The sequence below is a fragment of the Aciduricibacillus chroicocephali genome (assembly GCF_030762805.1).
In the GTDB taxonomy this organism is placed as follows: Bacteria; Bacillota; Bacilli; order Bacillales; family Amphibacillaceae; genus Aciduricibacillus; species Aciduricibacillus chroicocephali.
Window position 1 is genome coordinate 1,299,361 of record NZ_CP129113.1, and the last position, 22,050, is coordinate 1,321,410.

At 39.9% G+C, this 22,050-nt stretch carries 21 protein-coding genes; 19 read left to right on the forward strand and 2 right to left on the reverse strand.

The features are described from left to right. The first annotated feature begins 10 nt into the window (after window positions 1-10). From QR721_RS06765 to QR721_RS06810, 10 genes are all read left to right on the forward strand, one after another. Window positions 11-1,153, forward strand: coding sequence for an acyl-CoA dehydrogenase family protein (locus tag QR721_RS06765; protein ID WP_348029683.1), 1,143 nt, complete (start codon window positions 11-13; stop codon window positions 1,151-1,153). Between the two features lie 22 nt (window positions 1,154-1,175). Beyond that, the gene (locus QR721_RS06770) at window positions 1,176-2,525 is read left to right on the forward strand and encodes an acetyl-CoA carboxylase biotin carboxylase subunit (protein ID WP_348029684.1); all 1,350 of its coding nucleotides are present in this window, start codon (window positions 1,176-1,178) and stop codon (window positions 2,523-2,525) included. A 61-nt stretch (window positions 2,526-2,586) separates the two neighbouring features. Continuing rightward, window positions 2,587-2,802: an acetyl-CoA carboxylase biotin carboxyl carrier protein subunit gene (locus QR721_RS06775; RefSeq protein WP_348029685.1), complete on the forward strand. Its 216-nt coding sequence runs from the start codon at window positions 2,587-2,589 to the stop codon at window positions 2,800-2,802. Window positions 2,803-2,826: 24 nt separating this feature from the next. Further along, the gene (locus tag QR721_RS06780) at window positions 2,827-3,609 is read left to right on the forward strand and encodes an enoyl-CoA hydratase-related protein (protein WP_348029686.1); all 783 of its coding nucleotides are present in this window, start codon (window positions 2,827-2,829) and stop codon (window positions 3,607-3,609) included. A gap of 17 nt (window positions 3,610-3,626) precedes the next feature. After that, complete coding sequence (locus QR721_RS06785) at window positions 3,627-5,156, forward strand: acyl-CoA carboxylase subunit beta (protein ID WP_348029687.1); 1,530 nt, start codon at window positions 3,627-3,629, stop codon at window positions 5,154-5,156. Window positions 5,157-5,247: 91 nt separating this feature from the next. Continuing rightward, window positions 5,248-6,093, forward strand: coding sequence for a 5'-3' exonuclease (locus QR721_RS06790; RefSeq protein ID WP_348029803.1), 846 nt, complete (start codon window positions 5,248-5,250; stop codon window positions 6,091-6,093). Between the two features lie 296 nt (window positions 6,094-6,389). Next, complete coding sequence (locus QR721_RS06795) at window positions 6,390-7,877, forward strand: FAD-dependent oxidoreductase (protein WP_348029688.1); 1,488 nt, start codon at window positions 6,390-6,392, stop codon at window positions 7,875-7,877. Window positions 7,878-7,913: 36 nt separating this feature from the next. Beyond that, complete coding sequence (gene dsdA / locus QR721_RS06800; protein WP_348029689.1) at window positions 7,914-9,221, forward strand: D-serine ammonia-lyase; 1,308 nt, start codon at window positions 7,914-7,916, stop codon at window positions 9,219-9,221. 138 nt (window positions 9,222-9,359) lie between these two features. Further along, a complete protein-coding gene (gene cysK, locus QR721_RS06805) occupies window positions 9,360-10,283 on the forward strand; it encodes a cysteine synthase A (protein WP_348029690.1) in 924 nt (307 codons plus the stop codon). A 16-nt stretch (window positions 10,284-10,299) separates the two neighbouring features. Beyond that, the gene (locus tag QR721_RS06810; protein ID WP_348029691.1) at window positions 10,300-10,764 is read left to right on the forward strand and encodes an antibiotic biosynthesis monooxygenase family protein; all 465 of its coding nucleotides are present in this window, start codon (window positions 10,300-10,302) and stop codon (window positions 10,762-10,764) included. Window positions 10,765-11,090: 326 nt separating this feature from the next. Here the strand turns inward: QR721_RS06810 and QR721_RS06815 are convergent, their stop codons facing one another. Together QR721_RS06815 and QR721_RS06820 are read right to left on the reverse strand one after the other, a co-directional pair. After that, window positions 11,091-11,333: a hypothetical protein gene (locus QR721_RS06815; RefSeq protein ID WP_348029692.1), complete on the reverse strand. Its 243-nt coding sequence runs from the start codon at window positions 11,331-11,333 to the stop codon at window positions 11,091-11,093. Window positions 11,334-11,514: 181 nt separating this feature from the next. Further along, entirely contained in the window at window positions 11,515-11,940 is a 426-nt protein-coding gene (locus QR721_RS06820) for a ferritin-like domain-containing protein (protein ID WP_348029693.1), read from the reverse strand. Window positions 11,941-12,224: 284 nt separating this feature from the next. On the opposite strand from QR721_RS06820, the gene QR721_RS06825 reads away from it, so the two are divergent. From QR721_RS06825 to QR721_RS06865, 9 genes are all read left to right on the forward strand, one after another. Further along, window positions 12,225-12,527, forward strand: a complete 303-nt coding sequence (locus QR721_RS06825) for a metal-sensing transcriptional repressor (protein WP_348029694.1) — start codon at window positions 12,225-12,227, stop codon at window positions 12,525-12,527. Between the two features lie 202 nt (window positions 12,528-12,729). Further along, window positions 12,730-13,338 (forward strand): TetR/AcrR family transcriptional regulator, encoded by a 609-nt coding sequence (locus tag QR721_RS06830; RefSeq protein ID WP_348029695.1) that lies wholly within the window; start codon window positions 12,730-12,732, stop codon window positions 13,336-13,338. A gap of 132 nt (window positions 13,339-13,470) precedes the next feature. Further along, window positions 13,471-14,994 carry a phytoene desaturase family protein gene (locus QR721_RS06835; RefSeq protein ID WP_348029696.1) on the forward strand — a complete coding sequence of 508 codons (1,524 nt, stop codon included), beginning with the start codon at window positions 13,471-13,473 and terminating at the stop codon, window positions 14,992-14,994. 27 nt (window positions 14,995-15,021) lie between these two features. After that, on the forward strand, window positions 15,022-15,909 hold the full coding sequence (locus tag QR721_RS06840) for a phytoene/squalene synthase family protein (RefSeq protein WP_348029697.1): 888 nt from the start codon (window positions 15,022-15,024) through the stop codon (window positions 15,907-15,909). 20 nt (window positions 15,910-15,929) lie between these two features. Further along, window positions 15,930-17,432: a phytoene desaturase family protein gene (locus QR721_RS06845; RefSeq protein WP_348029698.1), complete on the forward strand. Its 1,503-nt coding sequence runs from the start codon at window positions 15,930-15,932 to the stop codon at window positions 17,430-17,432. Then, window positions 17,422-18,804: an aldehyde dehydrogenase family protein gene (locus QR721_RS06850; protein WP_348029699.1), complete on the forward strand. Its 1,383-nt coding sequence runs from the start codon at window positions 17,422-17,424 to the stop codon at window positions 18,802-18,804. The genes QR721_RS06845 and QR721_RS06850 overlap by 11 nt, the downstream gene beginning before the upstream one ends. A gap of 23 nt (window positions 18,805-18,827) precedes the next feature. Then, window positions 18,828-19,949 carry a glycosyltransferase family 2 protein gene (locus tag QR721_RS06855; protein ID WP_348029804.1) on the forward strand — a complete coding sequence of 374 codons (1,122 nt, stop codon included), beginning with the start codon at window positions 18,828-18,830 and terminating at the stop codon, window positions 19,947-19,949. A 121-nt stretch (window positions 19,950-20,070) separates the two neighbouring features. Continuing rightward, complete coding sequence (locus QR721_RS06860) at window positions 20,071-20,382, forward strand: hypothetical protein (RefSeq protein ID WP_348029700.1); 312 nt, start codon at window positions 20,071-20,073, stop codon at window positions 20,380-20,382. A gap of 645 nt (window positions 20,383-21,027) precedes the next feature. Beyond that, window positions 21,028-21,912 carry a CPBP family intramembrane glutamic endopeptidase gene (locus tag QR721_RS06865; RefSeq protein ID WP_348029701.1) on the forward strand — a complete coding sequence of 295 codons (885 nt, stop codon included), beginning with the start codon at window positions 21,028-21,030 and terminating at the stop codon, window positions 21,910-21,912. The last annotated feature ends 138 nt before the right edge of the window (window positions 21,913-22,050 follow it).

Below are 22,050 nucleotides of genomic sequence, written 5' to 3' on the forward strand. Positions count from 1 at the left end.
AGGTGCGAGCATGGATTTTGAATTGTCAGAGGAACAGCGCGCAGTGAAAGAAAAAGCAGCACAATTTGCTGAAAAGTATATAAAACCGAGAGCTCTAGAAATTGACAAAACGGGAGAATTCCCAGTCGATATCTTCAAAAAACTTGGCGAGGAAGGATTCATGAAGATTCCTTTCAGTGAAGAATGGGGCGGAGCAGGCGGAGATACACTCTCATATATGCTAGCTGTTGAAGAAATTGCCAAAGCCTGTGCCAGTACGGGATTGAGCTACGCTGCATCCATTTCTCTCGGCATTAGTCCTATCTACAATTTTGGGACAAAAGAACAGAAAGAAAAATGGCTTCCTGATTTGATCAGCGGCAAAAAACTCGCTTCATTCGGTTTGACTGAAGTAATGGCGGGATCAGATGCATCAGGTACAGAAACTACTGCAGTGCTGGAGAACGGTGAGTATGTCATCAACGGCCAAAAACGCTATATTACGAATGCAAGTTATGCAAGTGTCATCCTTGTAACTGCTATTACAGGCGAAACGGCTAATGGAAGAAAGCGGATTTCTGGAATTCTTGTACCGACGGATACACCTGGTGTCACAATTAAGAGCGACTACGACAAAATGGGCGTTCGTGGCTCGGACACTGCTGAAATTAATCTTGAAGATGTACGTGTCCCTGCTGAAAACTTGCTGGGCGGCAAAGAGGACGGATATAAGTTCTTTATGCAGACACTGGATGCTGGGCGTATTTCAATCGGCGCCAATTCCCTAGGAGTTGCATCTGCAGCTTTTGAATCTTCTCTCGATTACTCTAAAAAACGCAACCAGTTCGGTAATTCACTTTCAAAATTCCAGGCAATTCAGTTCAAGCTTGCTGATATGGCGATGGAAATTGAACTTGCGCGCAACATGGTGCATAAGGCAGCATGGCTTAAAGATCAAGGCAAACCTTTTGCGAAAGAAGCAAGTTTTGCTAAGCTATTCGCATCAGAAACAGCAGTAAGAGCGGGGAATGAGGCCATTCAGATTCACGGCGGATATGGTTATATGCGTGAAAATGGTGTAGAACGTCATTTGCGTGATGCGAAATTGCTTGTGATTGGTGAAGGAACTTCAGAAATCCAGCGTATTGTCATTGCGAAACATCTTGGCTGCTGACAGCTCGCAGGAGGAATTGTCAATGAGAAAAATTCTAATTGCAAATCGTGGTGAAATTGCATCAAGAATCATTCGTACATGTAAAGAACTCGGTATTTTGACTGTAGCAATCTATTCTGAGGCCGATAAAGAGGCTCCTTTTGTGTCGCAGGCTGATGAAGCATACTTGCTTGGTGCGCCTCGTGTCGAAGAGAGCTATATGGACATGGATAAGGTTTTTGAAATTGCTAATCAGTCAGGTGCAGAGGCAATCCACCCAGGTTATGGCTTCTTTAGTGAAAATGCAGCTTTTGCCAAACGCTGTAAAGAGGAAGGCATTACATTCATAGGGCCTTCGCCTGAAGTCATTGCAAAAATGGGTAATAAAATTGAAGCAAGATTACTTATGAAACAAGCAGGTATGCCTGTTGTTCCTGGCACTGATCAAGCTGTGGAATCTGCTGAAGAAGCGGTAGAAGCAGCAGAAAAGATTGGATACCCGGTTATGCTGAAAGCTGCCGCTGGCGGTGGAGGAATTGGCATGGTATCTGCTGCTAATCGGGAAGAGTGCGTGAAAGCATTTGCCAGCAACTCCGAGAGGGCCAAAAGATTCTTTGGCGACGGCTCTATGTTCGTAGAGAAAAAAATAGAAAACGCTCGGCATATAGAAGTACAGATTATTGCGGATGATAATGGAAATGTTATACACTTGTTCGATCGTGAGTGTTCCATACAGCGTCGCAACCAGAAGGTAATTGAAGAAGCAGTTTCTCCTTTTCTGTCTGAACAGACAAGAAACGAGATTTGCATGAGTGCAGTAAATGCTGCTAAATCAATTGGCTATGTGAATGCTGGAACTTTTGAATTTATTGCTGACGAACAGGAAAATTTCTATTTCCTTGAAATGAATACAAGAATTCAGGTGGAGCATCCTGTAACAGAAGAAGTTACAGGTATTGATATTGTTCAAGAGCAACTGAATGTGGCAAGAGGAAAAGCGATATTGATTGATCAGTCTGAAGTGAAACGCATAGGTCATGCTATAGAGGCTCGGATTTATGCGGAAGATCCGCACACGTTTTTCCCTTCCCCTGGCAAAATTACAACATTGATTGTGCCGGAAATGGAGAACCTGCGCAATGAAGTTGCCGTTGTTGAAGACTATACGGTGACACCATTTTATGACCCGATGATTGCCAAGGTAATTGCAAGAGGTGAAAATCGTGAAGAAGCTTGTGATGCTTTGATTGCAGGTCTTGAAAAATGGCAGATTGAAGGGATTAAGACGAATAAGCAGATGGTCCTTGATATTCTAAAATCTGCTGAATTCAAAGATGGAAATACGACAACAGATTTTGTAGCAAAGTATTATTTGCCGAATAGCAAAAAATAGAACTAAACGGATTTTACAAAAATTTACATCAAGATTTGCATGTTTATAGGAGGAAGCAATAATGCATGAAATTAAAGCTAGTATGGCAGGGAACGTTTGGAAAATAGTTGTCGAAGCGGGAGAGACTGTCGAAGCTGGTCAAGACGTAGTTATTCTCGAATCAATGAAAATGGAAATTCCGATTAGTACTGAATCTAAAGGTATTGTTAAAGAGATTAAAGTAGAGGAAGGCAGCTTTGTAAATGAGGGCGATGTTCTCATCACGCTTGAAGCTTAATGCTGCTCTTAGAGAGGTGCTTGGATGAGTGAATGGATTGCTGTCGAGCAGATTTCTGAACATACCTTAGTATTTAAATTAAATCGTCCAGAAGCGGCGAATGCTTTATCTCTGGAATTACTTCATCAACTGAATGGATGTCTAGACCGGATACAAGCAGACGATTTACTTAATTGTTTGATTATAACTGGCAGCGGGTCTAAGGCTTTTTGTGCCGGTGCTGACTTGAAAGAACGACGTGAAATGAATGGAGAACAGGTAAAGAGTACGGTTAAGCTTATCGGTGACACCTTCCGTAAAATCGAATCTTTGCCAATGCCTACGATTGCAGCAATTAATGGGGCGGCATTTGGCGGAGGCCTGGAGCTTGCCCTTGCATGTGATCTACGAGTCATTTCTAAAAACGCAAAAGTCGGGCTTACAGAAACTAGCCTAGCGATTATTCCTGGAGGAGGAGGCACTCAAAGACTCCCCCGCTTAATTGGAAAAGGCATGGCTAAGAAAATGATCTTCGAAGCAAAGCCAGTGACTGCAGAGAAAGCTTTTTCTCTAGGGATTGCTGAAGAACTTGTTGAGGCGGAAGAGCTTATGCCGGCGGCTCTTTCAATAGCTGACAATATATCTGGAAACGGACCTATTGCATTGCGTCTCGCTAAGAAGGCAATTGAGGCTGGTCTGGAAACTTCACTTGAATCAGGCTTGCAATTGGAACACGAGCTTTATCTACAAACCTTACATACTGAAGACCGAATTGAAGGTTTGCAAGCTTTCAAAGAAAAGCGCAAACCATGCTACAAAGGAAAATAGCTCCAAGGAGTGGAATTATGTCCTATTTGGATAAACATGAAGAAGTTACTTCGCGAATTAAAAGAGGCGGAAAAGAGAAATACCATGAAAAGAATGAAGAAAAAGGCAAACTTTTCGTACGAAAACGTCTAGAACTTCTTTTTGATGAAGGAACTGAAATAGAGGATGCTATTTTTGCAAATTGTGAAGATCCAACATTGCCGGCCGATGGTGTAGTGACGGCAATTGGGACGATCAATGGGCAAAAGGTATGCGCTATTGCCAATGACTCCACTGTAAAAGCAGGATCATGGGGAAAACGGACAGTTGAAAAAATTATACGCATGCAGGAAACAGCTGAAAAACTGGAAATTCCGCTTATTTACCTTGTTGATTCAGCAGGTGCTCGGATTACAGATCAGATTGAAATGTTCCCTGGCAGGAGAGGTGCCGGGCGGATCTTCCATAATCAGATCAAATTGTCAGGGCGCATCCCTCAAATCTGTTTGCTCTTTGGTCCATCAGCGGCGGGTGGAGCATACATTCCAGCATTTTGTGATATTGTCGTTATGGTTGAAGGGAACGCTTCTATGTATTTGGGCTCTCCACGCATGGCCGAAAAGGTAATTGGCGAAAAGGTCAGCTTGGAAGAGATGGGTGGTGCCCGCATGCATTGTAGTATATCTGGGTGTGGCGATGTGCTTGCGGAAACTGAAGAAGAAGCAATCGAATTTGCTCGTAAATATTTAGGTTACTTCCCAGCAAATTATAGACAGAAGCCTGCTCATTCAGATATCGTAAAGCCAAAAGAATTTGAAAAAGGTATCGCTGATATTTTGCCGGAAAACCAGAATGCTGCTTTCAATATGCATGACTTGATAGCTCGAATCATTGATGAAGACTCTTTCGTGGAAATTAAAAAGCTTTTCGCAGGCGAAATTATTACGGGGCTGGCAAGAATGAATGGTATGCCTCTCGGTATTATCGCGAACCAGCCTCGTGTAAAAGGCGGGGTACTTTTCCCTGACTCAGCTGATAAGGCTGCTAAATTTATTCAACTATGTGATGCATTCCACATTCCGCTCCTATTCCTTGCAGATGTTCCTGGCTTCATGATTGGTACTAGTGTAGAAAAAGCGGGTATTATCCGCCATGGTGCCAAGATGCTTGCATCTATGAGTGAAGCGACTGTACCAAAGATATCTGTCATTGTTAGAAAAGCATATGGTGCTGGGCTTTATGCTATGGCCGGTCCGGCGTTTGAACCAGATGCCTGTCTGGCACTTCCTACAGCTCAAATTGCGGTAATGGGACCAGAGGCTGCAGTAAATGCTGTCTATGCTAATAAAATTGCGGAACTTCCTGAAGAGGAAAGGCCTGCTTTTATTAAAGAGAAGCAAGATGAATTTAAAGCAGAAATTGATATTTATCGACTTGCTTCGGAGCTTGTCATCGATGATATTGTACAGCCCGATCAATTACGCAAGGAACTTTCTCGCCGCTATGAAACATATAGTACAAAAGATATTCAGTTCACAAAGCGTAAGCATGGCGTTTATCCTGTTTGAGTAAAGAAGAGTGCTGGTCATTCGGCACTCTTCTTTACTATGTTATAATATAATTATGTAAACTAAAGGAGTGTTCTTTTTGAAAAATATAATGCTCGTTGATGGTATGGCATTGCTGTTCCGTGGCTTTTTTGCAACTTCATTCAGAGGTAATTTCATGCTTAACAATAGTGGAACTCCAACCAATGGAGTTTACCAATTTACTAGATACTTGCTTGATGCGGCTGAATATTTCCAGCCTTCACATCTAATCTGCTGCTGGGACATGGGAAGTAAAACATTCCGTACAGAACTTTTTACAGATTACAAAGCGAATCGCGGTGCTCCTCCTGAAGAACTAATTCCGCAATTTGAAATGGCAAAAGAGGTCGCTGAGATTCTTGAAATTCCCAATGTTGGTATTGACAATTTTGAAGCGGATGATTGTATCGGAACATTGGCACAGTTGTATGCGGTTGATAATACAGTAACAATCCTAACAGGAGATCAGGATATTCTTCAACTTGTACAGCCGGGCATTGAAGTGGCAATTATGCGAAAAGGAATGGGAAATTATGAAGTGTTTACAGCTGATAATTTCCAAGAAAAGAGAGGACTCCAACCTAGTCAGATTATTGATTTGAAAGGATTGATGGGGGATACTTCTGATAACTATCCAGGAGTTAAAGGGATCGGTGAAAAGACTGCACTTAAACTCCTCCAGGAACATAAGACGATTGACTTGATTCTTGAACAGTTGGATCAGCTTCCTAAAGGAGTAAGAACAAAAATTGAAAATGATTTGGACATGTTGCATGTTTCTAGGGAACTTGCTGCAATCAAATGTGATGTAGAAATAGAGTGTCCACTTGAACGTGCTGAGTGGAAATACGACAGGGAAATCGTCAGGACAACACTTTTAGAAAAAGATTTAGAAAGAATTGCAAAGTTAGTTTGATTCATACGTATAGAAAACCCGGCTGCCAGCGAAATACGGCAGCCGGGTTTTTGTATACCCAATAAAATCTGTCTATACCTCCTGGATAATCTAAATACCCTTGCAATAATCAAAATACTTTATAGGGTATATGTTTAAAGTTCAAGGGTATATATTTTATGCTTATAGGTATATAAGCTGGAACATGAGGTATAACGGGCTTTTTTATGATTTCTGAGAAATGCTCGTGTTTATTAGGAATTCAAAAGGGAACAGCATTTTTAGCAATTACATTCATAAAGGAGTTGACGCATAACATGAGTACAAGACATGAATCGATTTGGAACGGAACGGTGGAGCAGCCCTCTTTTAAACCACTTAAAGAAGATATTGAAGCAGATATCGTAGTCGCTGGTGGAGGAATTGCAGGGATAACAACCGCTTTCCTTCTTTCTCAAGAAGGTAAAAATGTTGTATTACTGGAAGCTCGCACGTTGCTCAGTGGTACGTCAGGTTATACGACAGCGAAATTATCGGCGCAACATTATTTAATTTATGCAAAGCTAATTGAACTATATGGAGAAAACATAGCCAAACTTTATTATGAAGCGAACTGTAATGCGATTAGTTCAATCGAATCTTGGGCGGAAGCAAGAGGAATAGATTGTGACTTTTTAAGGGAAGACAGTTATGTTTTTACGAAACAGCAAGAAATGAAATCCTCGCTTGAAAAAGAAGCTGAAGCTTATAAGAAATTATGTATTGATGGAGATGTGATTGAAGGAAGTCCTGCTTTCAGTGATGCTGTAGCATCGCCTGTCATGCGCAATCAAGCGATGTTCCATCCTGGGAAATGGTTGAAGGGCTTAATTCATGAAATGGAAAATGCGGGTGTACGAATTTTTGAGAACACATCGCTTGAAGATGTAGAGAAGACAGATGACAAGATCGTCTGCAAAACAGGGACAGAGCACAATATAACTTGCAGTGACCTTGTCATTGCTACACATTTCCCTGTATATGCTGAAAATAAATTTTATGTGAATAATATGTCTGCTGAAAGCTCAGTCGCAATGGCGTTCAAGACAGACAAGCAGCTTCCGACAGGAATGTATATTACTGCGGAAATGCCCAAATGGACAATGCGAAACGTGAAAGTCGGAGAAGAATCTTATATACTTGTTGGCGGTGAAAGCCATCCTACAGGTGACGGGATGTCCGAGGAGGAAAGGTACAATCGGACAGCTCTTTACGCAGAGGAGCATTTGGGCTTAACAAAACCGGCATTCCGCTGGTCCACTCGCGATTACTTCTCACCAGATCATATTCCCTTAGTTGGGCATTTGCATGAGGACACCGACCATATATACGTATTGACCGGCTTTAGCAAATGGGGGCTTTCCAATTCAACAGCTGGTGCCCAGATTATAAAGGACTTGATCATGGGAAATGATAACCCATATATCGCTCTCTACTCCCCACAGCGTGAGCGAGAGGAATGGACAGCTTCAAGCGGAGAAAATGAAGCGGTGAAGACATACGGCGCGAATAAAACAATTGAGAATCTAAAAAACAACCAGGCGGCCGTGATCAAGAAAGATGATAAGGATATTGGAGTATTCAAAGATGAAAATGGTGAGCTTCATTACATTGATCTTTCTTGTACTCATATGGGCTGCGGAGTGAAATGGAATGACGGTGACCTCACATGGGATTGCCCATGCCATGCGTCAAGGTTTAGTGCAACAGGTGAAGTCATCGGCGGTCCTGCAACTGAGCCCCTTGAGAAAATAGATCATCTATAATCATTAGCTGCCTGGTCAAAAAAGGATGATGACATTATGACAATGGAGCAGCAAAGATTAAATGAATACAAAAGAAATTTCCCACTTATTCAACAGTTAATGGACCGGGAGCCAGTTAGCTGGATTAATCCGAACAGAAAACCATTTGATGAAATTAAAAACCTCCCTGTAAATATGGAAGATATTTTGGAGGCAGAAGCTCTCTGGCATCGTTTTCAGCCTTTCTTTATGGAAGCTTTTCCAGAAACAGCAGCGAGTAAAGGGATTATTGAATCTCCTTTACAGCATATCGCGGAGATTCAGAAAGAGCTTAAAGTGTCTGGTAATCTTTATTTGAAATGTGATCATGCTTTGTCAATTGCCGGTTCGGTCAAAGCGCGTGGTGGCTTCTATGAAGTGCTCTACTTTGCGGAGCAGATTGCATTAAAAGAAGGCAAAATTAAAAAGACAGATGATTATGCCAAGTTTCTTAATGAAGAGATGAAAGATTTGTTCAGCCAGTATACAATTGGTGTCGGCTCAACTGGCAATCTGGGTCTGAGCATTGGAATTATGAGTGCCAAGCTTGGTTTCCAAGTCGACGTTTACATGTCACGTGACGCAAAACAGTGGAAAAAAGATTTGTTGCGTGAAAAAGGTGCCACTGTTCTTGAATTTGAAGGAGACTTCGGTGAAGCGGTTAAAGCTGGTCGTCATGAAACGAATCAAAATCCAAATGGATATTTTGTTGATGATGAAGATTCAAAAGAGTTATATCTCGGTTACAGTACCGCTGCTCTCCGTCTGAAAGAGCAGTTGGATGAGCAAGGTGTACGAGTAGATGCTGAAAATCCGCTTTTTGTCTACTTGCCTTGCGGTGTCGGCGGAGCACCTGGTGGTATAACATTTGGTCTTAAAGAAGTATTCGGAGACAATGTCCATTGTTTCTTTGCGGAACCGATTGAATCACCTTCTGTCCTTGTAGGAATTTTGACTGGTGAAATGGACAAAGTAAGTGTCCAGGATTTCGGTATAACGAATCGTACAGAAGCGGATGGACTAGCTGTTGGTACACCGTCGATCTTTGCAACGCCAATAAGCAATGTGCTCATCAGCGGAAATTATACAATAAGAGATGAAGAGCTCTTTGAGATGCTTGCCAGACTTGCCGATGCTGAAAACATATACGTTGAGCCTTCAGCTACAGCAGGATTATTCGGACCTCAAAAAGTTGCTGATTATGTAGAGAAGATTGGGGCCGACCCGTCAAAAATTAATCATATCGCATGGTCTACGGGGGGCTTACTCGTTCCTGAGAATGAGATGAAGCAGTGGTATGAGCGTGGAAAGTCGTATCTCAGATAGAATTAATAGGCAGATGCAGGTTATAAAACCTGTATCTGTTTGTTATTTTTAAGATGGAATGATTGTCATGCTAGTCTAAAAATTGATATGATGATTTCATAGAAAGCCACTTGTATTTAAGAAAGCGGGATGGAATCAATGAAGAAGATCGCTAACTCTGTTACAGAACTGATTGGAAATACACCAGTTGTTAAATTGAATCGCCTCGTACCCGAGGGGGCAGCTGATGTGTATGTAAAACTGGAGATGTTTAATCCTTCAAAAAGTGTTAAAGATCGTGCTGCATATAATATGATTCGAAATGCTGAAGATAAAGGCTTGCTTAAGCCGGGAGCTACAATAATTGAACCGACGAGTGGAAATACAGGGATTGGACTTGCTATGGCTGCTGCAGCTAAAGGATACCGAGCAATTCTTGTCATGCCGGACAATTCGACGCAAGAAAGGATAAATGTTCTGAAAGCTTACGGTGCGGAAGTTTATCTGACTCCGAACGATGAAAAGATGCCAGGATCTATCAAAAAAGCACTTGAACTGCAAGAGAAGATTCCAGGAAGCTTCATCCCTCAACAATTTGAGAATGAGGCGAATCCTGATGTCCATAGACATTCAACAGCTTTGGAAATCATCGAGCAAATGGAAGGGGAGCTGGATGTCTTTGTGGCAACAGCAGGGACAGGCGGAACTATTACAGGTACTGGTGAAGTATTGAAAGAAAAAATTCTGGGAATACATATTGCAGTTGTAGAGCCTGAGGGATCACCCGTTCTATCTGGTGGTAAGCCAGGCAAGCACAAACTAGTCGGTACTAGTCCTGGATTCGTCCCTGAAATTTTGAATACAGACGTCTATGATGAGATTATCCAACTTGCCGATGAAGATGCTGTAGCAATGTTCAACGCTTTGCCGAAGAATGAGGGTATTTTTGTAGGACTCTCAGGAGCGGCAGCAATTCATGGAGCGATCGAAGTAGCAAAAAGAATCGGTAAAGGAAAAAAGGTACTTGTAATTGCTCCCGATTCAGGAGAGCGTTATCTGAGTATGGATCTTATTGAAGACTAATAAGGGGAGACAACAATTGAAATATTTTGCGATTATAGATGGAGAGCTAGAGAGTGGACTTCATATAACTGGAGTTGAAGGAGAGGTTCTCACACTACAAGAGCTGAATGAGAAAGCTGATATTCAAGGAAAAGAATATGAAACTATTGATGCAAGTGGTGACTTAAAAGCAGAAGGAACAATTGTCCTAAATAATATTCCGATCTCTTTGGAAGGAAGAAATGCTTTTGAGGAAAGATTCCTGGGAAGAGCTCGCGCCATCGAGGAGACACCCGGATTTATCGCAATACGTGTACTCCGTCCTTTAAATGATGAGGTGTATGTAGTTCTTACTCAATGGGAATCTGAACAGGCTTTTCGCGATTGGCAATCTTCGTCTGCCTACAGTAAGGCACATAAAAGAAGGCATACAGCTGAAGGTCTTGATCAACGGCCTGGTGTCCTATCTAAAAAGCCTTTCCATAAATTATATACAGTATAATTCCATCATGGCAAAAACGATTGATACAGCGGGATTTGTGAGGAAGAGTTAAGAATATCCTCCAAAAGTTACCCCAATAACCTTATTTCGCTAAAAGAATTGACTGTTGCTTGCTCTATACGGCATAAATTTTAATTAGACAGCAACATGCCTAATCTGACACATGAGGATAACTGGCAGGTAAAGGTGACCGGATTGCTGAACGGTGAGAAACCATATCATCACGTTACTTGCGAACAGGTTTCATGAGATCAATAGTTGAAACAGACGAAGAAAACGGACACATGAGCTTAATTGCTTGGTGTCCGTTTTTTGCGTTTAATGGATTAAAGATTAACAGTAATCTCAACATCACTTGAACCATACAGTCTTTCGCAATTTGCTTTAGCATTTGATATTAGCCAATCAACAGCTTCTTGTTCACGATTCTTTCTCTCTTCTAAAGGAAATGTATCTGTATCATCATTGGCAGCGATCATTATATCTTTAGGGGCGCCCACCAAATGTAGTGCAATCAATTTTTCTCCATCTTCTATAACACGTGAAATCTCAAATTTATATTTGCTCAAATCAAATTCCTCCTTGGTTGGTTCTTATATTCGATCATTTCTTTCACCGCTATGAAAGTCATTAAACAACTTTTTTATCAATGTAAATATATCGAATGTAGTTTTGTTGTACACCTTATTATCCGTTTCTTAATTAGATTTATCAAGCAGATCAGGGACAGGAGGTTATTTGAGTTGAAATTCAGCTATGGTTCATAAAATATAGGAACCAAACAGCATGGTTTTGTTCGTCCGCAGAAGCTTCCATAAATGCTTTCCTAACGACATCGACTTCATATTTTCTTGCTATTTCATGATAGAAGTCTACAGTCTTCTGTTCATCCTTGAATGCTGCTAACACTCCACTTTTGTAATTGTCGGGACATGACTCAGTGATTTGCGGCTTAAGTTGATTGCCAGTCAATGATAAATAAATCTGTGAAAAAGTGTGATAGTGTCTTATTTCGTCATTTCTAATTTCAAGAATCTTCTCTTTAATTTCAGAAGATGGAGCTTGATTAGCAAGTATCCCGTAGCAGTAAATTGCTGAGTATTCACCGTGAAGGGCCTTGGTAATATCAGTAATCAAATTGCTGCGTAAAGCATCTGCCGATGTATAAGTGGTCACAGTTCATCCTCTCCTTATATTCAACATATGGAGTGCGCAAAATAAATGAAACATGTCCCAAGAATAGGAGAGATTCAACACAGTCCTTACGTAGGTTTCCAACGAATTAAATGTTGGATTCTGTCTAGGCCTCGAATTATATACAATTGAATAAATAGAAACACCTCTGCAGCTGTTTCGTCAGATGCGGAGGTGTTTCTGCTTATGTATGATTTACTGCTTTTATGATATAATTTAATAAACCCCCGTACCGTATGGATAAGCTGAGAAGGAGAGTGTTACAGATGTCCAAATCCGAAGAGACAAAAACAACGAAGCGGCAGCCACATGATAAAGAAAAGATGATTAACAGATTGAAACGGATCGAAGGACAAGTGCGAGGTATTCAAAATATGATTGAAAACGACAGATACTGTGTCGATATTCTTACTCAGATCTCTGCTATTAATGCAGCAATGAATAATGTCGGTCTTCAATTGCTTGAAAAGCACACCCAACATTGCGTTGCTGATGCGATTAAAGAAGGACAAGGCGATGAGGCAATTGAAGAATTGATGCTTGTCTTCAAAAGGTTTTCCAAAGTGTAAGATGCCGGCAAGCAGCTGGTGTCTTAATACATACATAGTTAAATTACGGTGGAATGGTACCTTCTCGGCAACAATAACTTATTTTAGAAAGTGATATTTTTCTCCTTGGCACATAGGCTGAGGCAATTCATAAGAATAGTTGACAGAGCAATTTTTTAATCATATGATTTTATCAATTGTTAGGCTTGGAGAGGGAATTGTTATGGGTCAAGATTATCAGCATCTAGAGAATTCACATGAAAAAATTTTGCGGGTTGCCCGTGATTTGTTTATGAAACTGGGGTATAAAGCAGTATCTACAAGACAAATAGCCGAAATTTGCGGAATTACCCAACCAACATTGTATCACCATTTCAAGAACAAACAACAACTCTATGTAGAAGTGCTGAAATCCGAACTTGCGGTTGCGAAGTCAGATTTCAAAAGCATTATCTCAGCACACTGTCATTCATTTGAAGAATGCATTTATGAGCTGAGTGCCTATATGCTTATCAATAAGCCTACTTCGCTTGGACAAATGTTCCATGATATTGCGCATCATCTTAGTGATGAACAACAAAATGAAATGCGCGAGAAATGGCTTGATGCATATCTTCAGCCGATTGTATCTGTTTTTGAAAAAGGGATTGAACAAGGTGCATTTAGAAACCCGGCTGATTTTGGTTCTTTTGCTGAACCATCAGCGTATATGCTTATGAATTTGATAGCTTCTCATCAATCGAGGGAGCCGCTTAAAGAAGAAGATGCACGTAAACAAGCAAAATTTTATACAAATGTCATGATGTATGGCCTTTCATCCCGCTCAGATTGAATCGAAGCGGGTTGCTTTTCCGAATCAACCTATCAATTGATTGATAGAGAAAATTGTTTGGAAGCAATACCTTAAGGGAAAGAGCACAGATGAAAAGGTTTGAACGTACTTATACGGGTAGGGAGAAGAGACATGGATAAGAAAAAAGTGATTGTAATTGGAGCAGGTGTGGCGGGTCTTGCAAGTGCGATAAGGCTGCAGCACGCAGGTTATGAAGTGGAAATTTTTGAAAAAGAGAAACTGCCAGGCGGCAAAATGCATCGGATTGAAAAGGATGGTTACAAATTTGACCTCGGCCCTACAATTGTCATGATGCCTGAATTGTACAAAGAATTATTTGAATTATGTGACCGTAATCCCGATGATTATATTCCAATGGAGCGGCTTGATCCGATGTACAGTGTGTTTTTTGGAGATCAGCCTGATGATCAATATGATATATCTTCTGACTTGGTCAAATTAACAGCCACTCTTGAAAAATTCAGTGATGAAGATGCAAAAGGGTTCATGTTCTACCTGCAAGAGATATATAAGCGCTTCCTTGTTGCGAAGAATCATTTTATCCAGCGCCCTTTCCGCAATAAATCTGATTTCTATAACCCATCAACATTGAAGAAGGCATTTGAATTAAAGACACTCGATGCTGCTGATCATTTTATTGGCAAGTACATTGTGAATGAACGCCTACGCCAAATGATCAGTTTTCAGACATTGTATATCGGTGTATCACCATTCACTGGACCTTCCTTGTATACAATGATTCCGATGATTGAATTCCTTTACGGAGTGTGGTTTATCAAAGGCGGCATGTATACAATGGCAGAAGCGATGGAGCGGCTGTTCCTTGAGCTTGGCGGCAGCATTCGTTATGAGGAAAATGTAGAAGAAATTCTAATTGATGGAAAACACGCAAAGGGCATTCGTTCAAATGACAATAATCATTATTCTGATTATGTTGTATGCAATGCAGATTTCCCATTTGCTATGAAACATCTCGTAAAGGATAAAAAAGCAAAGGGAAAATATACAGATAAGAAAATTGACAGTATGAAGTATTCCTGTTCCTGTTTCCTTATGTATCTTGGAATGAATCGAAAATATGATGAAGTCAAACAAGTCCATAACTTTGTGTTCAATGAGGGACTTGAAGACAATCTTAATGGAATTTTTAATGGCAAAAAGCTTGAGAATCCTTCTTTTTATGTGTATATCGGTTCGAAAGTGGATCCGAGTCTTGCTCCTGAAGGAAAGGATGGTCTATATATACTTGTTCCTGTCTCAGAGCTATCTACATCTCAATATGAGTGGGATGAGGAAACAATCCAATATTACCGTAGTTATGTTCTGAACGCTTTAAAAATAATCAAAGGTTTTGAGAATCTAGAAGATGAGATCATATCCGAAACATATATGACCCCTCGTGATTTTGAATCTAAATTCAATGCCTATAATGGAGCTTGCTTCGGATTGCAACCGACCCTTAGTCAGAGCAACCATTTGAGACCTCAGGCAAAGGCGGAAAACTGCGAGAACCTTTATTTCACAGGGAGCAGCACGCATCCGGGAGCTGGTGTTCCAATCGTCCTCCTTTCAGCAAAAATAGCGGTTGCGGAACTGATTTTAGATGATCAGGGTATTTTAATTGACTATACTTAACAATCGATTGATAGGGAGGTAAAAATATTGACTTCTAGCCTAAGTCTGGCGAGCGATTATAAGTACTGTGAGCAAATTATCAAGCGACATTCCCGCAGTTTTTATTATGCATTTTCTAAGCTGCCTGCTGAAAAGGCAAAAGCTGTATATGCGATCTATGCATTTTGCCGAACTGCTGATGACAGCGTAGATGAAAATGGAACGAGAGAAGCGCAACTTGACGCTTTGAGAAAACTGGAAGAAGATCTTATTTTGTTTGAGGTGAGAAAAGAACGTGATGAACCGATGTGGCGGGCGCTTCGTGATGTTTTTAATCGTTTCGATATGGATATAAAACCTTTTTATGATCAAATAAAAGGCCAATATATGGATATTGACTTCTCAATGCCAGAGACAATAGAAGACATTGAACGGTATAGTTATTATGTAGCAGGAACTGTAGGATTGATGCTTCTGCCAATCATTGCGAGTAAAAACTGCAGCGCACTTCAAAAAGATGCGGTTTATCTAGGAATAGCTATGCAGCTTACAAATATACTTCGCGATATTGGTGAAGATTTAACGTTCAAGAATCGTGTATATATACCACGTGAAATAATGGTTCAAGAAAAATACAGTGTTACTGAACTTAAGCAGAGTGTGATTAATGAGGCATTTATGAGTGTTTGGGAGCGAATGGCCAGACATGCTGAGAAACTTTACGCAAAATTCCACAGGACAGTACATCTTTATGATGCAGACAGTTGCTTGCAAGTCTTGATTTCAGCACGTTTCTATGAAGGCATTCTTAATGAAGTCAGAAACAATAATTATGACTGTTTTACAAAAAAGCAGGCAGTTTCCAAGAAGCGTATGCTTGCTATACTTAATAGAGCCTATCTGGATTTAAATATGAAAGTTGAAGAAAGCATTTAAATGATCGGAAGAGGTGTAAAATGCTTGAAGGAAATAGAAATATTATTGTAATCGGTGGAGGAATGGGTGGTTTGTCAGCTGCCATCTCCCTTGCTCAAAAAGGATACAATGTTAAATTATTCGAGAAGAATGAACATCTGGGCGGTAAGCTGAACCGCTTGGAACAAGATGGTTTCGGCTTTGATCTGGGACCTTCGATTTTAACGATGCCTCATGTTTTTGAAAAGCTGTTCAGAAACAGTGGCAAAAATATGAAAGACTATGTTGAGATTTTAAGACTAGACAGAGAGTGGAGCAGTTTCTTTCCAAACGGAACACGAATCGATTTATACGGTGATTTAAAAAAGATGAATGAAATGAATTCTTCCCTTTCTAAGGAAGATATAAATGAATACAGTGATTTTTTGTCATACGCAATGCAGCTGAATGACCTGACTGAAGAGGGTTACTTTGCCCAAGGGCTCGATAATACTATGGAAGTTTTGAGATACCACGGTCCTTTTACAGCATTGCGAGGTTTCGATTTATTCTCAACAATGCATGAAGCGATCGCTAAAAGGATTAGTAATCCTTATTTGCGAGATATGCTTTCCTATTTTATCAAGTATGTTGGTTCGTCGCCTTATAAGGCACCAGCTGTTCTCATTATGATGATTTATATGCAACACGAACAAGGATGCTGGTATGTTCCAGGAGGGATGCATAAGCTTGCTCAAGGAATCGTGATACTTGCTGAGGAAGTCGGTGTTGAATTGCATACAGGGTCAGCAGTTAAAAAGCTGTTTAAGGATAATGGCAGAATTACTGGATTACAACTAGATAATGGGGTCACCTATGAAGCGGATTATTACATTTCCAATATGGAAGTCATTCCGGCGTATGAACAATTATTAGATGAGAAAAGTCACTACATTGATAAAATCAAGAAAAAGTTTGAGCCGGCTTGCTCGGGTCTTGTTATGCATCTAGGTGTTAAGAAGACTTATCCGCATCTGTCGCATCATAATTTCTTTTTCTCTGAAAACCTGCATGAACAAATGGACAAGGTTTTCAACAAGCATGAATTGCCAGAGGACCCCACAATCTATCTTGTTAATGTAAATAAAACGGATCCTTCTCAAGCGCCAGAAGGTCATGAGAATTTGAAAGTGCTGCCCCATATTCCGTATATACAAGACAATCCATTTACTGAGAAAGACTATAAATTATTTGAAGAGCGGGTGCTGGGGAAACTGGAGCGTATGGGGCTTGAAGGTTTGCAGGCCAATATTGTAACTAAAGATGTATGGACTCCTCATGATATCCAAAATACATATTGGTCAGATCGAGGAGCCATTTATGGAACGGTTTCCGACAAGAAGAAAAATCGCGGATTCAAGCACCCGAAACAGAGTGAACTCTATGATAATTTATATTTTGTCGGTGGTACGGTTAACCCAGGAGGCGGATTGCCGATGGTAACTTTAAGTGGCCAACAAGTAAGTGAAAAAATTGCAAAAAGGGATTCTGTCAATGCTAAATGATTGGACCAAAATTCAACTCATGCAAAAAGAAGCAGTTAAGGAAGATCCGAAGAAATCGATAACTCAAGGTAAAGAGCAATTATCAATCATGAGACGCATGCTTACAGTGCATCAGGATGAGTGGTTAGCAGCTTTAAGGCAGGATCTTGGAAAGTGCCAATTTGAAGGTTATGCTACAGAGCTTGCTGTACTGCTAAATGAAATCGATTATCTTGAAAAGAAGATGGATTCATTTTTGAGAACACGCAAATCTTCAAGATGGAAATTTAATTCAATAACAAACAAGACGATTGTACGCCGTCCTTATGGAAGTGTATTGGTCATCAGTCCTTGGAATTATCCGTTGCAATTATCACTAATGCCTGTAATTGGTGCTATTACATGCGGAAATCGCTGCTTTCTCAAGCCTTCTGAGCATGCACCTGCGACTGCCGCTTTACTGGGACGCCTTGTTCCTGAATATTTTTCGGAAGACTGGATTGTTGTAGTGAACGGAGATGCTTCGGTTTCAAAAGCATTACTTGAACTGGATTGGGATTTCATATTTTTTACAGGCAGTGAGACGGTTGGTCGATCTGTTTATATGGAGGCTGCAAAATACCAAACCCCAGTCGTTCTCGAGCTAGGAGGTAAAAATCCATGCATTATAGATCAAAGTGGATTTACTGATGATGCGATTTGGAAAATAGTTTGGGGGAAGTTTTTAAACGCCGGTCAGACTTGTGTGGCTCCAGATACGTTATTTGTAAATGAAGCCATTTATCCAGATGTCCTTAAAAAAATAAAAGATACAATTGAACTCTTTTATGGAGGCAATCCTATAGAAAGTTCAGATTATGGTCGTATCATCCATGAAAATCATTTAAACAGGCTAAATGAATACTTAAAAGATGGAGAAGTGTATTTTGGAGGGGGAATTGATATAGGTGAACGCTACTTCTCCCCAACGGTTCTTACAAAAATCAGAAAAGATACACCTGTGCTGAGAGATGAGATATTCGGACCCATATTGCCAGTTGTTCCGTATGGAAATCTCAATAAGTTACTGGATGAATTGAGGGATTTTGATCCGCTTGCAGCATATATCTTTTCACGAGACAAAGATACAATTGAAGAAGTATCCAAGAGGACTAAAACTCGTGCAATCGGTGTTAATGAAGTCATTCTACATGTCGCTGATCCGCGTATTGCATTTGGTGGTATTGGAAGTAGCGGTCTTGGCAGCTATCATGGCAAGGCAAGTATAGAGACGTTTACGTACGAACAGTTGATTTATGAAAGCCACGACTTTTTTAGACTTAATCAGCAGTTCCCTCCATATGATCCGAAACACTTTTCATTGCTACAAAAACTGCGCCGTTGGCTGATCTGAGACAGGAAGGTGGAATTGAGTTGATGATGATATTATGCAGCATTCTTATACTGGCCGGTCTTGTCTCAGGTTGGGTAATGTTTTGGCGTGTACCTGAACCAGGGAGGAAAAAGATAAATACTTCGATTAAAGAAATATCTTTAACAGTTATCATACCAGCGCGCAATGAAGAGAAAAGGATTTCCTATCTTCTTGAAACGTTGCAACAACAGAAGTTGAAAGTGGATGAAATCATCGTTGTTGATGATGGGTCAACTGATAGAACAAGAGATATTTCTATGGAATTTGGAGTAAAAGTTGTTCAGAACTCGGAATTGAATCCGGGTTGGAGCGGAAAATCACTTGCATGTTGGAATGGCGCAAAAGCTGCAAATGGAGATTTGCTGTTATTCATGGATGCGGATACGGTGCTTTCAGACGAAAAGGCAATTGGGAAAGTAATTGCAGCTTATCAATCTGAAGGGGGAACGGGCATCCTTTCCTTGCAACCATACCATGTTGTCCGCAAGTCTTTTGAAAATATCTCTTCTATTTTTAACATTATCGTTATGACTGGTGTAAATGCCTTTACAGTTTTTAAAAATAAATTTAGAAGTGCTGGTTCATTTGGTCCATTTATCCTTTGTAGAAGAGATGAATACTTCTACGCTGGAGGACATGAACATATTCAGGCTGCCATCATGGACGATTTGGCTCTTGGGGAAGCATTTCAGAACAAGCAGCTCCCAGTAAGATGTTTTGGGGGGAAAGGGATCGTCGGATACAGTATATATTCGGAAAGCCTCCATAGTTTGCTTGGTGGTTGGATTAAGAATTTTGCCACAGCTTCGAAATCTACAAATCCATTTGTAATGACTATGATTAATAGTTGGATTGCTGGTGGTCTCGTTAATCTTTTGTTTATCATATGGTCTTTAATCGCTGTTCATGGAAGCTGGCATAATTATCTACTTCCTGTGATTCTATACACTGTATATGCAGTCCAATTCTATTTCTTGGCTAGGAAAACCGGCACATATAATTGGTGGGTGTATCCCATTTTTCCTTTGCTTATTATCGTATTTACAGGAACTTTTCTCACTTCTGTATACTTCACGAAAGTACGTAAAAGCGTAACCTGGAGAGGACGGAAAATTAAAGTATGATCGTTCATAAAACCATGCGGATAAATGATATCTGTATGGTTTTAAATTTTGCCGACTAGTTTTAAATGGTGAATATTGTATAATATGGGAGTGGTTCAGTATTAAAGAAGGAGGGATCAATATGCTTACAATGATCAGTTTGATTTTAGGATTTGCAGCGTGGATCATTGCTATATTAAATCTACGGAAAAAGCGAAAACATAATAATGAAAAAAGAAGGTTCATACTAACTATTATAAGCTTTTCCTCATGCGTGTGTTCTCTCTGTATTTATATTTTTGATTTAACGAATCTGGTGAAAATTGAGGACTGGACTGCTCTTATGGATATTAGTCCAACTGGTGCCATGGCAGCGTTTATACTATCAATCATGACGATTATATTGAATATATTGAGTTTAATGCTCTTTACTGGCGGAACAGCAACCGATTAAATTAGTAGTTAGAAGGATTAACATTATAGTCGGTATTTTGAACTTTATCTGTAAATAGGTAACAGAAGAGATAGAACAAAATCGGGGCTTTAATTAAGACCAAAAATCTATTCTTTTAAGTAAAAATGAACTAGATAAATGAGCGGCTTGCTCTATAAATTAGGGCAGGATAAGTCGCTTTCTTATAGCACTAATATTTGGTTTACATAACCTCATAATTATTAGGAAGTTCAAAACAATCAACAAGTGATGAAGATGTGGACATTTTTAAGGTAACCAATAGATCAGAGTAGCTAAAAGTTATTAGCAATTGGCTGCTTAATAATAAGGTATAAGACAATCCACTTTTATAGGGCTAAACGGAAAGGAAACTTCTGAGAAACAAGATTAGCACTTGAAATTTAAAAAGAGCTTAAGAAAAGGAAGATTGAAGAAATTAAAATATTTATTGATTTATCAATTTCTCTAAAAGTAGGGAACAGGAAGTGATCAAACAGATGTAGGGCTTTTCAGAGGTAAATTAGATTTGGCAATAATTCTAGAAGTTCCTGCAATAAGAAAGACAAACGACTTTCATCTTGATTTTCGACCAAGAAAGTATGATGTAAGATAAAGACAAACTGATTTAAACGAGGAGGTAGAATTTTGTTCAAAAATTCTAATGGTCAGGTGAGAGCCGGCTGGCTTATATTGTTCGCCTTTATTGCAGTATTCATAGGCCAAGGTATTCTCACAGCAGGTGGTTATTCACTGTTGTATCTTCTTAATGCGCCTGGAACTAACTCTAGTTACGAGGGGGTTCCATTTACAATTGCTGATCTATATCCTTGGAATTCGTTCGTTATATATGGTGGAGCAGAAATAGGAACGATTCTTTTTACTATACTGATATGGTGCTTTGTTAATAAGAAGCCGCTCCATCAGCTTGGAATCAAATGGGTAGGAAAAGATGCTCTTTTTGGTTTCCTGCTTGGTACCTTGTCAATCAGTATGCTTTTCCTAATTCTTTTTGCTACAGGTTTAGTAGAACTAAGAAGTAGTTTGGCCAGCCCATCCTTTTCAATATATACACTAATAACGTTTCTCTTTTATATTTTGGTGGGGGTATCGGAAGAGATATTTTTTAGAGGATACATTATGTCGACTATGCAAGAACGGGGGAATCCAAAATGGTTAATCTATCTCGTCTCGGCAATTATATTCAGCCTAATGCACGGGTTGAATCCTAATATTAGTGTGTTGGGTATTATAAATATCGCCCTTGTCGGTTTATTGTTCGCATACATGTTCAGCGTAACGAAAAACCTTTGGTTGCCAATCGGATATCATATCGCATGGAACTACTTTCAAGGAAGTATATTCGGTTTCGCTGTCAGTGGGACCGAGCCGAGAAGTATATATGATCCTATCGTTTCTAATAACCATGACTGGATTACTGGTGGAACATTCGGGCTTGAAGGTGGCATATTGACAACGCTCATACTCATAATTGGTTATGTCGTGACAAGAATTTATATGAAATTCAGATGAAGTAAAAATCGTAATAAGTTTAAATATTTTCGATAATCTAAATCAGTTGAATGCTAAAGAGGATAAGTAGCAATCTTTCATCGACGATTTAATGGAGCTATGCAAATTTAAAATGAAATTAATAGATTGTTGATTTCC